This window comes from Cohnella sp. WQ 127256 (assembly GCF_024519285.1).
Classification (GTDB): domain Bacteria; phylum Bacillota; class Bacilli; order Paenibacillales; family Paenibacillaceae; genus Cohnella.
This window is the reverse complement of record NZ_JAMZCY010000001.1, coordinates 1,126,643-1,141,018: the sequence shown is the minus strand read 5'-3', so window position 1 is coordinate 1,141,018 and position 14,376 is coordinate 1,126,643. Positions and strand designations below refer to the sequence as shown.

The 14,376-nt window shown below is 46.0% G+C and carries 13 protein-coding genes; all 13 read right to left on the bottom strand.

Going from position 1 to position 14,376, the window contains the following annotated elements; all coding sequences use genetic code 11:
* Positions 1-135: 135 nt before the first annotated feature.
* On the bottom strand, positions 136-843 hold the full coding sequence (locus tag M1K58_RS04910; RefSeq protein WP_256757537.1) for a FadR/GntR family transcriptional regulator: 708 nt from the start codon (positions 841-843) through the stop codon (positions 136-138).
* A 19-nt stretch (positions 844-862) separates the two neighbouring features.
* Positions 863-1,603 carry a LutC/YkgG family protein gene (locus M1K58_RS04905; RefSeq protein ID WP_256757536.1) on the bottom strand — a complete coding sequence of 247 codons (741 nt, stop codon included), beginning with the start codon at positions 1,601-1,603 and terminating at the stop codon, positions 863-865.
* Positions 1,584-3,113: a LutB/LldF family L-lactate oxidation iron-sulfur protein gene (locus M1K58_RS04900; RefSeq protein WP_256757535.1), complete on the bottom strand. Its 1,530-nt coding sequence runs from the start codon at positions 3,111-3,113 to the stop codon at positions 1,584-1,586. The genes M1K58_RS04905 and M1K58_RS04900 overlap by 20 nt, the downstream gene beginning before the upstream one ends.
* A complete protein-coding gene (locus M1K58_RS04895; RefSeq protein WP_256757534.1) occupies positions 3,110-3,838 on the bottom strand; it encodes a (Fe-S)-binding protein in 729 nt (242 codons plus the stop codon). Before M1K58_RS04895 ends, M1K58_RS04900 begins: the two co-directional genes overlap by 4 nt.
* Before the next feature lie 110 nt (positions 3,839-3,948).
* Positions 3,949-4,713 (bottom strand): DeoR/GlpR family DNA-binding transcription regulator, encoded by a 765-nt coding sequence (locus M1K58_RS04890; RefSeq protein ID WP_256757533.1) that lies wholly within the window; start codon positions 4,711-4,713, stop codon positions 3,949-3,951.
* Positions 4,714-4,737: 24 nt separating this feature from the next.
* Entirely contained in the window at positions 4,738-6,213 is a 1,476-nt protein-coding gene (locus M1K58_RS04885; RefSeq protein ID WP_256757532.1) for a rhamnulokinase, read from the bottom strand.
* 22 nt (positions 6,214-6,235) lie between these two features.
* Positions 6,236-7,498, bottom strand: coding sequence for an L-rhamnose isomerase (gene rhaA, locus M1K58_RS04880; RefSeq protein WP_256757531.1), 1,263 nt, complete (start codon positions 7,496-7,498; stop codon positions 6,236-6,238).
* A gap of 21 nt (positions 7,499-7,519) precedes the next feature.
* Positions 7,520-7,891, bottom strand: coding sequence for a sensory rhodopsin transducer (locus M1K58_RS04875; protein ID WP_256757530.1), 372 nt, complete (start codon positions 7,889-7,891; stop codon positions 7,520-7,522).
* Between the two features lie 16 nt (positions 7,892-7,907).
* Positions 7,908-9,977 carry a bifunctional aldolase/short-chain dehydrogenase gene (locus M1K58_RS04870; RefSeq protein WP_256757529.1) on the bottom strand — a complete coding sequence of 690 codons (2,070 nt, stop codon included), beginning with the start codon at positions 9,975-9,977 and terminating at the stop codon, positions 7,908-7,910.
* A gap of 138 nt (positions 9,978-10,115) precedes the next feature.
* Positions 10,116-11,075, bottom strand: a complete 960-nt coding sequence (gene glpX, locus M1K58_RS04865) for a class II fructose-bisphosphatase (protein ID WP_256757528.1) — start codon at positions 11,073-11,075, stop codon at positions 10,116-10,118.
* A 219-nt stretch (positions 11,076-11,294) separates the two neighbouring features.
* On the bottom strand, positions 11,295-12,449 hold the full coding sequence (locus tag M1K58_RS04860) for a metallophosphoesterase (protein ID WP_256757527.1): 1,155 nt from the start codon (positions 12,447-12,449) through the stop codon (positions 11,295-11,297).
* A gap of 98 nt (positions 12,450-12,547) precedes the next feature.
* Positions 12,548-13,114: an RNA polymerase sigma factor gene (locus tag M1K58_RS04855; protein WP_256757526.1), complete on the bottom strand. Its 567-nt coding sequence runs from the start codon at positions 13,112-13,114 to the stop codon at positions 12,548-12,550.
* 30 nt (positions 13,115-13,144) lie between these two features.
* Positions 13,145-14,356, bottom strand: coding sequence for an efflux RND transporter periplasmic adaptor subunit (locus tag M1K58_RS04850; protein WP_256757525.1), 1,212 nt, complete (start codon positions 14,354-14,356; stop codon positions 13,145-13,147).
* Positions 14,357-14,376: the final 20 nt, after the last annotated feature.

Genomic DNA, 14,376 nt, shown 5'->3' with positions numbered 1-14,376 from the left:
CTTGTAAAAACGATAATGATATTATTATAGGGATTTCTGGGGGAAATTCATAGCTTGGCATTTTCTAACCAGATCTTTTTAACAATTCACACAAAAAGAACGAGCAGGGTCATCTCCCATGCTCGCTCTAAAGGTTTAAATATACTTCGTCAGGATATTCTCCACATGCTGCAAATGCTTCTTCATTCTCTTCGCAGCAAGCTCTGAATCTTGCTTACGAACCGCCTCGTAAATAGCAGAATGCTCCAAGTAAAGCTGCTCTGCAACCTTCTGGTTGGCATACAGCTCAACCCTGCGAACCTCATGAATGGCCGTTTCTAGCTGATTCGCTATGGATTCGAATAAACGGACCATAATCGAATTATGCGTAGCCTTCGCTAGTGTGAGGTGAAATAAGAGGTCAGTTCGTTCTCCCTCCAGATCTTGCCCGATTGATCTTTCCATCGCTTTAATCAGCGTCTCGAATTCCGCTAAATCCGCATCTGTTCGCTTCATTGCCGCAATGGAGGCATTGGACACTTCTAGGGATTGCCGTGCTTCCAGCAGCTCCAATAAAGTATTCCTGTTAATCCGTAATGAATCTAACTCTGGTATCGCGAACTCCGTAGGCACGGTATGGATGACCCGGCAGCCTCCACCTTGTCGAATCTCAATGAGTCCCATCGCCTTCAAGGCGCTTAAAGCTTCCCTTGTCGTAGAACGCCCAACCCCAAAGCTCTCAGACATTTCCTTCGTCGATGGAAGCTTATCACCGACCTTAAGCTTCCCGTCCAAGATCATTTGTAGTAGCTGATCTTTGATTTCTTCATAATGATTCCGTTTCGTTAACCGGGTCATATTCATTATTCGACATGCCTCCGTTTCAGCCAACAATCAGGGCATATACAACCCCAGGTCCGTGCACGCCGATCGTCAGATCATTTTCGATATCAGCTGAACGACTTGGACCGGAGATGAAGTGAATGCCTGCTGGCAGGCTTGCACGTCCACCTTCATCGAAATGGACCATAATTTCACCAAGGCGCGTTTTCAATCGCTCCACGGGGATTATCGCCATTAGAACTGTAGGCAATAAGCTCACGGAACGTCCTTTATCCTTGGAGGAAAGCACGGTAATGGAGCCTGTATAAGCTGCAGCATAATCTGCAATGACTACTCCTATATCCGCTTCCGCTGCGCGAGCTTTCCAGAATTGCTCCGGATCACTATTCCATACCGATACTTGGGCATCGGGTAGAGCTCCTTCTAGATTCAAAGCTTCAAGCTCTGGCTGATTTTGCCGAACGATATATTTAGCACTTAATTCGTTAGCCTTATCTGTGATGAAGCGTTGCGCATCCTCCATCGTAGCTAGACGCTCTACATGGCCGCCAACACTCAGGAAGTTCGCAGTGAACCGATCGATACGCTCTTGTTCGCCCCACTCATAAGCGTTCCAGAAGTCAGGCGCTCCCCTGAAGGGATGACGAGGGGGCTCTGTAACCATTGGTCGTCTCAGCTTAGCAGATATTCCATCAATAAAACTCGTCTGTTTAGCACGCGACGCTGCTTCCATTTCCTTAAGCCATTCCTGATGTGATTGATTAGCTGTGCCCATGTCCATTGCCGCCTCCTTTCTCCCGATTTTTTACGATTTGCTCCATGCGGTTTTTCATATCTGGTGCCATCTCCTGTAAACCATTGCGAATTTCAGCTTCCATAGTCCCCCACTGATCACGGAACGATTTCTTAGGTAGGCTCGGTGTTACACGATGGCTATTCCAGCCTTTAAGCGGACCAACCTTCAAGCGAATTTCTCCGTTACGCGCGACAAGCTTCTGTCCCATCTTCCCTAGCTTCAGAATAGCCTTGAATCTTGCGGAATTAGACATGATCTTGGAGAAGCCAATCATTCCTGCTGATTCTAGCTTGTTGCCGTGTCCTGCCTCAACTTTACGTCTACGGAGATATACGAGCATTTCATGTAATGGAATCTTAACCGGGCAAGCTTCGTAACAAGCTCCGCATAGACTGGACGCATTCGCGATATCGTCCCACTCGGCAATATTTTTTTGCAAGGAAGGCGTGAGTACGGCACCGATAGGACCGCTATAAGTCCCCCCATAAGCATGACCGCCAATATGGCGATAGACCGGACATGCATTCAAGCACGCGCCGCAGCGAATACAATTGAGCAATTCTTGGAACTCAGGATCTCCAAGCTGTAAGGAGCGTCCGTTATCTACGATGATAATGTGCATTTCTTCCGGTCCGTCAGCATCTTCTGATCTGCGCGGCCCTGTGATTCCAGACATATAGACAGTCAGTTTCTGTCCGGTAGCCGAACGAGGAAGCAATGTAGCCATGACTTCGAGATCGGCCCAAGAAGGAATAATCCGTTCCATACCCATGAGTGTAATCTGAGTTTCGGGAACAGTTGTTACCATTCGAGCATTTCCTTCATTCTCGAACAACACCATTGAGCCTGTCTCCGCGATTGCGAAGTTACAGCCCGTCATCCCGATATCGGCTTCGAGAAATTTCTCGCGTAGCTTCTTACGGACATAACCCGCTAGCACTTTAGTATCGGGTTCAAGGGTTTCACCCGCATCTGCAGATAATAGATCCGCAATTTGATACCGGTTTTTATGAATGGCTGGAATGATAATATGGGAAGGAGTTTCCCCCGCAAGTTGGATAATATATTCACCCAAATCTGTCTCCACAGGCTCTACACCAATCGATTCAAGCGCATGATTAAGGTGTAGCTCCTCCGTAACCATCGATTTGGATTTCACGACTGACTTCGCATTTTTACGTTCCGCAATAGATAACGAGATATGAACCGCTTCTTCCGCCGTATTGGCAAAATGAACATGTACCCCATTAGCCCGCGCATTATCAACAAAGAGATTCAAATAGTAATCCAGATGAGCAATCGTATGAAGACGAATTTGCTTGCCTCTTTCCCGCCACTCTTCCCAGTTTCCATGCTCTTCCATGGCTTTAAGCTTGCCGCCCTTTAGCTTCTCCGTCGTGTACTTGACTGCTTTACGCAGAAACTCGTTGTTCAGCGCAAGGTCTGCACGATCCTTCACACTTGATCCCTTAGAGTGACCTGATGCTCCGCTCATGCCTGCTTCACTCCTTCATATAGAAGCTCTGCCAAGTGCATTACTCGAACCGGCTCATTACGATAACGCAAGTTACCCGCAATATTCATTAGACACGCCATATCCAAGCCGACTAGTACTTCTGCTTCTGTTTCTTTGACATGATCGACCTTCTCAGAAACCATCGCACCAGATATTTCCGACATCTTAATTGCGAAAGTACCTCCAAACCCACAGCAGTCTTCTGCGAACGGGAGAGGAACGAACTCCAAGCCCTTAACCTTGCTCATAAGCGCATGCGGTTCATCTTGAATTCCGAGAAGTCGACTTCCATGACAGGAAGGATGATAAGTGACTTTATGTGGGAAAGTGGCCCCAACATCTGACACACCAAGGACATGAATTAGAAATTGAGTAAACTCATAGGATTTATTTTGAAGTTTAATGGCTTTCTCATGTAGCACCTTATCGTCCTCGAATAGCTTCGGATAGTGATGGATCATGTAAGTACAAGAGCCCGAGGGTGCGATCACAAAGTCGCAATCATCAAACGCTTCAATAATTGTTTTGGCAGTGGTGCGAGCATCATCCCAATACCCACTATTGAAAGCGGGCTGTCCGCAGCAGGTTTGAACTTTTGGGAATGAAACCTCCACACCATATCTGGCTAGCAATCTAACCATCGCTTCCGAAACACGGGGATAAATCGCATCACTTAAGCAAGTAACAAATAATGAAACTTTCATTATGGCACCTCTCTTCCGCTTCTTCTAATGTTAATATTATCAGGTTATCAGACAAGTTGGAATAAATAAAACGGCTATGCCAGTCACTAAGGACTGGCAATAGTCGTTAATTAAACCGTAATCACGGTAATCCCACGGCTTTCCAATTGTTCAATGGTGTCCGTTGGCATATTACGATCGGTGATGATCACATGCACGGCCGACAGATCGGCAACATGCGTGAAGGCTTGAACCCCAAATTTACTAGAATCCACTAATAAAATGACCTCGTCCGCCATACCAATCATGCGTTCCTTAATTCGTGCTTGTAATTCATTAGACTCACTAATTCCGCGATCCAGATGAACTCCCTTGCAAGATAAGAATACTTTGTCCACGTGGTAGGCATCCAAGGAGCGTTCCGCTAAAGGTCCAACATAGGATAGCGATCGATGAGCGAGAATCCCACCGGTTGAGATCACTTCGATCTTTTCCTTATTGCTAAGCTCCGTCGCAACTTTGATCGAATTGGTAAGCACGGTAAGTGCAACATCAGGAACATCAGCAGCCATATACCAAGTCGTCGAGCTTGCATCCAGAAGAATACGATCCTTTGGAGCAATCCGCTTGATCGCCTCAAGTGCAATCCGTTTTTTCTCATCTGCGTTCATGATCTCACGAACGGAGTAAGGAATTTCCGGATGCTGCGGCATATCCTTAATGCTAACTGCACCACCATGAGAACGACGTAGGCGACCCGCTTGCTCTAGGCGATCCAAATCACGGCGGATGGTCTCCTCTGTTACATTGCACAGCTCGCTTAGCATGGAAACGCGAATGCTTCCTCTATCGTTAACTAGGCTTACAATTTTCTCATAGCGTTCCGCAACCAGCATGTCTTCCCTCTTTTCAACAACCAATTATTCCGCTAGACCAGTCAACTTGCAGAATCTCACATATGACTCTTTCCATGCCGTCTGATCTTCTGGTTCATATACAACCACCGGGAAGGAATCACGAATGGCACGACGAGCTTCCCATATATCTGCGAATTTGCCCTGTGCAATCCATTGTACGACCAAATTCCCAATGGCACTGCCTTCTGAAGGCCCCGCCCATACGGGTTTGCCAATGGCATTGGCAGTCCACTGACACAGAAGTGTATTCTGAATTCCGCCACCTACCATATGCAAACCGTTAAACGGTTGATCTGACAGCCGTTCCGTTAATTCGAATACGTGACGGTATTTCATAGCTAAGCTTTCCAATATACAACGGACAAATTCTCCTACTGTTGCTGGAGCTTGTTGACCTGTCTGTGTGCAATATTGAGCAATTCGCGCTGGCATATCCCCAGGTGGAAGGAACACAGCGTCATCCGGATCGATGAAAATAGTCAATGGCTTCGCATCCGCTGCCATTTGTACTAATTCGGGGAAGGAGTAAGATTTTCCTGCTCTCTCCCATTCTCTCCGGCATTCCTGAAGGATCCACAAGCCCATTATGTTTTTCAACAAACGGTAAGTGTCCCCGACTCCACCCTCGTTGGTGAAGTTTAACTTCTGCGCGAGATCATGAATAACAGGTTTGTTCACTTCAGTTCCCATGAGAGACCAAGTACCACAGCTTAGGTAAGCGAATGATTTCTCAGTAGCTGGAACTGCTGCAACCGCAGAGCCAGTATCGTGTTCTGCAACTGCGTAGACAGGAATAGACGGAATACTTAGCTCTTCACAAACGGATGCACGTAACATCCCTGCTTGATCCCCAGGCTTCAAAATATCGCCGAACCAGGATTTGGGCAGATCGAGCATTCGTAGCAATTCGGTATCCCATGTTCCCGTATTCGGATTGAACAATTGGGTCGTAGTCGCATTCGAGAATTCATTATGCATTTGTCCAGTTAAGAAGTATCTTAGTAAATCCGGAATCATCAGAAACCGGTTGCCCTCTTTAAGTAAAGGTGAGTTTGCTTGTTTAAGCGCGTACAGCTGATAGATCGTATTGAAGGGCAGAAACTGAATTCCTGTCCTAGCGAAAACAACTGAAGCCGGAATCTCGGCAAGTAAGCTCTCCATTGCTCCTTCGGTATGACGATCTCGGTAATGATAGGGATTGCCAACGAGTTCGCCATCCTTACCAATAAAACCGAAATCAACTGCCCAAGAATCGATCGCCATACTTTGTAGCTCGATTCCTTGATGCTTGGCTTTCAATAGTCCTTGTTTAATCTCATGATAGAGTCGTAAGATGTCCCAGTGCAGACGATCTCCCACCTGCACTGGATCATTAGGAAAACGATGAATTTCTTCTACTTCGATCTTGCCGTCCACAAGTCGACCAAGCAGCGCCCTACCGCTGCTCGCCCCGAGATCAAACGCGAGAATATTCGACAACTTGTATCACCCTTATCTTATGTTAAACGCCGCGTTTCAACAGCACTTCTTGCTCGTATGTTTTTACTTCTGTAAGCCACTCTTCACGAACAGGAACACCCATCTTCTCGCAATAGTAGTCCCATACTGCTCCGAATGGATAAGACTTGAATTCCTCAGTTAGAGCAAGTCTAGTTGTATAGTCGCCTTCAAGCTCAGCCTTCTTCAAAGCCTCGATAGGATCAAGCATCCCACGAAGTAGCGCTTTGATCGTATTACGCGTGCCGATGACCCATGCAGCGATCCTGTTGATGCTCGCATCGAAGAAATCAAGGCCGATGTGCGTCTTAGTTAGTAGATCACCACGGACAAGCTCTCTGCCGATTTCGATCAACTCATCGTCCATTGTGACCACATGGTCGCTGTCCCATCTCATTGGACGGCTAACGTGAAGCAGGATCCCTTCCGAGAACAGTGCAAGGGAAGACAATTTATTCGAAATGACTTCTGTTGGGTGGAAGTGACCTGCATCCAGACAGATCAGCTTATTATTCTGTATGCCATAACCCATGTAGAATTCATGGGAACCGACAACATAAGCTTCCGATCCGATACCGAACACCTTGCTCTCTACTGCATCCAAATTATGTGCCGGATTCAATGGTTCTGCGAACACTTCATCCAAGGAGTCCTTCAAACGCTGTCTTGGCGACAAGCGATCGACAGGAACATCCTTAAAGCCATCGGGAACCCATACGTTTGTTACACAGGTTTGCCCAAGCTGTTCACCGAAATAAGCACCGATTTTGCGCGAGGCTTTGCAGTGGTCAATCCAGAACCGACGAATTTCGCCATCCTGATGGCTTAATGTGAACCCATCCTTCGAATTCTCATGAGAGAAGCAAGTCGGGTTGAAATCCATACCTAGACCTTGTTCCTTAGCCCAATCCACCCATTTCTGGAAGTGCTTTGGTTCAATCTTGTCTAGTTCAACCTTCTCATCTGTATCCGCGTAGATCGCATGTAGATTTACTTTATGTTTACCGGGTATTAAGGAAAATGCCTTCTCCAGATCAGAGCGTAATTCGTCAGGTGTATTCGCTGCACCAGGATAATCACCCGTTACTGCAATCCCTCCAGTTAAATCCTGGCCCTTGTTCAAGAAGCCCCGAACATCGTCTCCCTGCCAGCAATGCATGGAAATTTTGATATTCTCAAGACGACTTAATACTTGTTCCACATCGATCCCATGTTTTGCATATAATTCTTTAGCCGCTTCATAATTGCTCTTCACATTGTGTTGCACGCCTGTTCCCCCTTGTATGAGCTAAGTAACTGGATGCGCCATTACGGACATCAGTGTATTCTCTGCCTGCGTTGAATCCAACCGGCTGTATTGCACAATGATAGGTATATCACTCTGTACCTCTATGGCATAAGGAACGCCGATCGGAATCAGCGTCCCTTCCTGCTGGAGTGTACTCGTTCTAATATGCTTAGTACGTCTTGCTGGGACAACGACCATAATATCCTCCATCGGATTACGATCCTCGAAGAAGATCGTAATTCTCAGCAGCGCATCCTCTGATGCGGTGTTCAGCACGCAGATGGATTCATGGCTCGTTAGCTGACCAGAACTAATCTCCGGGATATAGCCGTCTGGAATGTACCAGAGCATTTCCCCACGTGGCTTAAACATGTACGAAACCTCCGAATTATCGAGTAAATGCTGCGGGTACGCCACCATCGATCGTTAGCATACAGCCTGTTGTTTTGTCTGATTTGGAAGATGCGAAGAACGCAATGCCTTCCGCAATGTCTCTTGGGTAAATGTTAACAAGCAAGGTTGTACGTTTGCGGTAGTATTCTTCCAATTGATCTGGCTCAATGCCATATGCAGCCGCACGTTCGTTTCTCCAGCTTCCGTTCCAGATCGCAGAGCCTTGTAGAATCGCATCCGGTAGAATCGTGTTCACGCGGATTCCGAATTCTCCGCCTTCAGCAGCGATACAACGAGCAAGATGTGCTTCCAGTGCTTTAACCGAGCTATAAGCGGATGCATTCTTACCTGCGTATACAGAGTTTTTGGAGCCGATGAATACCATGTTACCGCCAATTGCTTGAGCTTTCATAAGCTTGAACGCTTCGCGGGCAACTAAGAAATAACCTGTTCCAAGTACAGCCATGTTCAAATTCCATTCTTTAAGGGATGTTTCATCGAATGGGCTTGAAGTCGCTAGACCTGCATTGTTAACGATGATGTCTACGCCGCCGTAGTTAAGCGCAGTTTCTGCATAAGCAGCCTGTACCAACTCTTCATTTGTTACATCTACTTTAACGGCAATCGCACGGTTTTCGCCATACTTCGCATTGATTTCAGCAGCGACTTTCTGTGCGCCTTCCAAGTTAAGATCAGCTAGTACGACATGCGCGCCTTCAGATACGAGTTTACGTGCTGTTTCGCTACCGATACCGCCAGCTCCACCTGTGATGAATGCAACCTTACGGGAGAACTCAGCTTCAGCTGGTGCTAGGGACAATTTGTAAAGCTCAAGAGGCCAGTATTCTACGTTGTAGGATTCGTTTTCTACCAAGGATACGAAGTTACCAAGAGCAGTAGCGCCTCTCATAACTGCGATAGCACGATGGTACAAAGCTCCACTTACTTGAGACATTGCCCAACTCTTACCTGTGTTGATCATCCCTACGCCTGGAATGAGGATAACGCGAGGAGCCGCTTCGAACATGACGTCCCCTTCATTCTTATTGCGCTCGAAGTAAGCTTTGTACATTTCTTTATAAGCTGCAACGCCTTCTTTAAGCTTCGCTTTAAGGCCTTCAATATCTTCAACGTTCGGAGTCCAGTCGATAAACAACGGAACAACCTTTGTGTGTACGAGATGATCCGGGCAAGCCGCGCCCACTTGGGACAACGTCGCAGAATCAGTTCCGCCTACGAATTCCAGAACATCGTCTGCATCGTCGAAGGAAAGAATCATTTTCTTCGCATCGCTTACCGCTCCACGAATCGTTGGCATAACTTGAGCTGCAACACTCCTACGAGCTTCTGCATCCAGTGTTGGATGTTTAACGCCGCCGAATACTTTCGCTGCATTTACGCGAGCTTCGATGAATTCTTCTGCTTCTGTGATGATCTTGATCGTTTGCGCATAGCACTCTTCAGAAGTATCGCCCCAAGTAACTAAACCGTGCTTCTCCATAAGTACGAGTTCTGCTTTAGGATTGTTCAGTACTCCTTCTGCGATCATCTTGGACAATGTAAAGCCAGGACGGATATAAGGAACCCATACGAAACGGTCACCGAAAATTTCTTGAGCAAGTGCTTTACCGTTATCTGCACAGCACAGGCTGATGATCGAATCTGGATGCGTGTGGTCAACATGCTTATACGGAAGGAATGCGTGAAGTAATGTTTCAATCGAAGCACGTGGATGCTTAGCATCAATCATGCAGTTCGCAAGATAAGCGACCATTTCTTCATCAGGCATTTCCGATTTCTCGAATAACGGACGAATATCATCCATACGCAAACCTGTGAAATTGCTAGCTTTCATCGATGCAAGGTCAGAACCGCTACCTTTCACATACATCACTTCTGTATCGCGGCCACGGAAATCTTTAACGATTGTTTTCGTGGATGTGTTACCGCCACCGAAGTTACATACGCGACGATCCGTACCAATGATATTAGAACGATATACGAGTTGATCTAAACCGTTTTGTTGCTCAGATGCTTTCGATGATTCCCACAAGCTTTGTACCATGATGATACCTCCGAATGTTTTGTTTATTTGTGTTTGTTTCATCTTAACACACCCGTTTGTGTTTGAATACAGTAAATTCAAACACAAACAAATAAAAAAACGACCCACATTTGTGGATCGCTCTTTGAATTTGAAGGTTTAAATAAAGGATTTATTAGGCAGGTAATGTAGCGTTCTTATGAAACGGATCGTCTTTGTTTTCGCACGCATCACAATCGAGTGCGTTTCAGCGCGATCATCCGGCAAATAACGTACGCCACCTAGAAACTCCCCAGGTGTTACCCCTGTCGCTGCGAAAATAACATCATCATTACCGATCATGTCCTCCATCGTCAGCACCTTATAAGGGTCTTCAATGCCCATTTGGATACAACGGGCATATTCTTTGGCATCCGATGGCATTAACCTCCCTTGGATTTCTCCACCTAGACATTTCAGGGCTGCTGCTGCAAGGACTCCCTCTGGTGCGCCTCCCGAGCCCACATACAAATCGATACCTGCTTCAGAGAAAGCAGGTGCCATCGCCCCAGCCACATCTCCATCAGACAAAAATTTAATTCTTACGCCGACTTTACGCAACGTATTAATGACCGTTTCATGCCTTACTCTGTCTAATACCATGACTGTGAGCTCGGATACTTTCTTATCTAATATATCCGCTGCCTTATTCAAGGTCACCTCTAGTGGATCCGTAATACTCAATCTGCCGACTAATTGAGGACCAACAGCAAGCTTCTCCATGTACATGTCTGGAGCGTGCAGCAGATTGCCCTTTTGCGCGATTGCGATAACAGACATTGCATTGTTCAAGCCTTTAGCGACGATCTCAGTGCCTTCGAGTGGATCAACAGCTACATCAACCTCAGGTCCATTCATACTTCCCACTTGCTCTCCAATGTAAAGCATCGGAGCCTCGTCCATTTCCCCTTCGCCGATAACAACTGTACCCCTAATAGAAACGGTGTCGAACATCGCTCTCATCGCGGATGTTGCAGCACCATCTGCATTTATTTTATCTCCACGGCCCATCCAAGGAGCAGATGCCAAAGCTGCTAATTCTGTAACGCGCACGACTTCTAAAGAAAGCTCTCTCTCCATATAAAACCCTCCAATTAACAATAAAGTCCATATATAATGTATAACATATTTACTATTATGACACAACATAAAACAATGTACATCATTAATACGACACATTTATGCAACAATACATCTTATTAATCCGCATATTTTTTTCATTTTTTAAAAATCATAATCAAAAAACCTTACTACAGCATCGGCATAACCGCTGTAGCAAGGTTCAGATCACAATCTTCGTTAAGATTGAAGCTTAATATTCAGTTGGATAATTTCACTTCGACTTCCGAGTCGGATCGGTGGACCCCAAGTTCCGAAGCCAGAGGATACAATGACGTGCATAGCACCCTTCTTCATATAACCCCAATCTAGCTCGAACAACCGCTTGGTGAACAGGTGGTTAGGAGTGAATTGACCACGATGCGTGTGACCGCTCAGCATCACATCAGCTCCAGCTTCGGATGCTTGCGCAAACTTAGTCGGTTGGTGATCCATAAGGAGGATTGGCCTGCTATGATCCAAAGGACGAACGAGCTCAGCTACACTCTGTCTCGAGCTTTCCGTGGACTCTGCGGTTTTATCTTTACGACCAACCACGTATAGCTCTCCACCGATATCCACTGTTTCATCCCTAAGAACCTTGATGCCGATTAAATTCATTTCGGCGACATATTGCTCAATATGTCCACCAAAATACTCATGATTACCAAGTACCGCATAAACGCCGCGTCTAGCCTTTAATTTCTGTAATACATCGCCCATTTTATTACGCAAGAACGGTTCGATCGAATCGTCGATCACGTCGCCAGGCAGCAATACTAAGTCAGGTTTCATTTCATTTACCCGATTAACGAGCTTAGCCAGATGTCTACGGCCTACCGTGTTCCCTAGATGAATATCCGATGCCATTGCAATCGTCCATTCGCGCTGTCCGCCTGAACCCGGGGGCTTAAGTATTTCGATATCATATTGACGTATGATCGGACTCCAAGCATTACGGGATCCGACCACTAACAGAACGATAATTAATGCTATAACGATGCTACCTGAATAAAGTGAATAGTCTTCTACCGTTACACCGAATAACTTCAGGAGGAGGTGAACCAAATCCGCTGCAATAAATAACAGTAATCCAGCTTCCATAATAAAAATATAATAGGATCCGATCACTTTCAGCAGTCTTATTACGGGTTTAGCAAGATTCGGCATCGGAAACCGACCGAGAATATAGCCGTAAACGATAATTCCAAAAGGCAACCAAAACAACCATGGGGTATAAGTGATTCCGACTGCGTCAAGCCAATCCGTCAAGTGCCATCCGATATAATAATTGATGCTTGAATAAACGACAATCAGAAAAGTGAACAATACGATCATACGGGATGTTATTTTCATCAGCGCAGCATTCTCCCAACACTCTCTATTCTATTAGTTACTGTGTAAATTATAGCATAGAAAGAACCCTTAACAGAAATAGTTAAGGGTCCTTTCTATCAGCCTTGAGAGAGGATGCCTTGCGGTCGATCTTGCATGATCGCGTGCGACCATCGATCTACGTCAAAAAATAGGATTTTGCGATTCTGCGTTAAATCATGACGTTTGCGAAGCATATCCCGCGTACGAAAAAGTACAGATTTAACGGTCGATAAGGTACATTCCATATCGTTAGCAATCTCTTGCATCGAATAGCCGAAATAGTTAAACAACAGCCACATTTCGATGTTCCGTCGCGGGAACCTCTCGGACAACCATTCGATTGCACCGCGAACCTCTACGTAATCATTATCTGTATAATAAGCTTTCGTGGTATCGGTTAGAGTCATCTTTCTTCTCTGCTTCTTTCGGCAATCGTCGATCCACGTATTTTTGGCAACCCTGAACAGAAATAGCTTCACATCGAAGTACGGCTCGGTATGGTTAAAGAATACCAATGACTTAAGCAAGGCATCTTGTAGCAGATCATCCGCATCCCATTTTGACTTCGTTATATAGAGACAATACTTCTTCAGATCAACGAGATGGGGAGCTATCCATGTATCATATATCGTATTGAAATCCATGTCGTGCATCCCCCATTCCTTTCCATTCCTTTATTTATTCGGTGCAGTCTCAATGGTTTGCCCATCTGTCAGGGCATGTTGGCCCGATATGATCAATTGATCACCTATTTTCAGTCCTTCCAACACCTCTTGATATGGACCATTGACCCGTCCAAGCACGATCCTGCGTTTCTCCGCTTTGCTTCCATTTTGTAAGAAAGTATACGTCTCCTTACCTTCTCTAATGATGCTGATTGATGGAATCGCTACGACGTTCTCTTCCTCGGGGGTCGTGAGCTGGATTTGAACGCGGCTACCCGGCTTAAGTGATCTATCCCCATTATCAACCACGAGTTCTATAGGATATAATTTTGTGCTTACATCAGGTAATTCGGACAAATAAATGACCTTTGCTTTTCTCAGCTTGTCATCACCCTTTGAATCTTTAAATACGAGTTCAAGTTTGTTCCGAGCTAATTGGGCTGCCGTCTCGGTTAATTGCGCCTTGAGCTTAACCTTTTCCGTGTTTTGAACGACTCCGAATGTGCCTCCGGCTTGAATGTTCATGCCAGCATCCGCCTTCACATCGGTCAGTACCCCGCTTGCCGGAGCTTTAATTTGTCCATTTCCCCACGACTTCTCCGCTTGCTCCAGAACTAATCGCGACGTTTCCACATTCGCCTCCAAAGCAGCGGTTGCTTGTGTTCCTTGTAAGGCTTCCAACTGCTTCATGGCCACGCCAAGGCTTCTCTTCGTTTCTTCAAGCTCCGCTTCTGTACCTTCCCTTGACTGCAATTTTAACTTATCCTTCATCAAATCTATCGTGTTATTCAATTCTAACCGTCTGGCAGATAACTCTGCAGAAGAACTAAGTAGCGATGATTGCGCGCTCTTCAATGCCGCCTCTGCTCTTTCCTTCTCAATGAAGGCATTTTTGTTATCGATTACGGCAATCACGTCACCTGCCATAACCTTGTCACCGTTCCTCTTCACCAGTCGCAGCAGCAAACCCCCGGCATCCGCTGTAATATCTACTGCTGTCGCAGCACTGACTTCAGCTACCTGCTCCCGCGGTTCTCCCATGCTATGCTTCCCGATCGCTTCAACCTTGACGAATGACTTAGATTGGTTACTCGTCGCTAACGGTTCATCCGCATTGCTAGCAGATGTCGAACATCCTGCAATATAGACGGTAAAGAAAATCAACAGAGCGATGTATTTCACCTTGCTTTGCGACGATTTGCGTATCATTCGATTCCTCATATGCCGAAACTCCTTTTCCG

Coding starts and splice junctions, on each gene's coding strand:
- M1K58_RS04910 (WP_256757537.1), bottom strand. CDS start 843: ATGAATATGACCCGGTTAACGAAACGGAATCATTATGAAGAAATCAAA.
- M1K58_RS04905 (WP_256757536.1), bottom strand. CDS start 1,603: ATGGACATGGGCACAGCTAATCAATCACATCAGGAATGGCTTAAGGAA.
- M1K58_RS04900 (WP_256757535.1), bottom strand. CDS start 3,113: ATGAGCGGAGCATCAGGTCACTCTAAGGGATCAAGTGTGAAGGATCGT.
- M1K58_RS04895 (WP_256757534.1), bottom strand. CDS start 3,838: ATGAAAGTTTCATTATTTGTTACTTGCTTAAGTGATGCGATTTATCCC.
- M1K58_RS04890 (WP_256757533.1), bottom strand. CDS start 4,713: ATGCTGGTTGCGGAACGCTATGAGAAAATTGTAAGCCTAGTTAACGAT.
- M1K58_RS04875 (WP_256757530.1), bottom strand. CDS start 7,891: ATGTTTAAGCCACGTGGGGAAATGCTCTGGTACATTCCAGACGGCTAT.
- M1K58_RS04870 (WP_256757529.1), bottom strand. CDS start 9,977: ATGGTACAAAGCTTGTGGGAATCATCGAAAGCATCTGAGCAACAAAAC.
- glpX (WP_256757528.1), bottom strand. CDS start 11,075: ATGGAGAGAGAGCTTTCTTTAGAAGTCGTGCGCGTTACAGAATTAGCA.
- M1K58_RS04860 (WP_256757527.1), bottom strand. CDS start 12,449: ATGAAAATAACATCCCGTATGATCGTATTGTTCACTTTTCTGATTGTC.
- M1K58_RS04855 (WP_256757526.1), bottom strand. CDS start 13,114: ATGGATTTCAATACGATATATGATACATGGATAGCTCCCCATCTCGTT.
- M1K58_RS04850 (WP_256757525.1), bottom strand. CDS start 14,356: ATGAGGAATCGAATGATACGCAAATCGTCGCAAAGCAAGGTGAAATAC.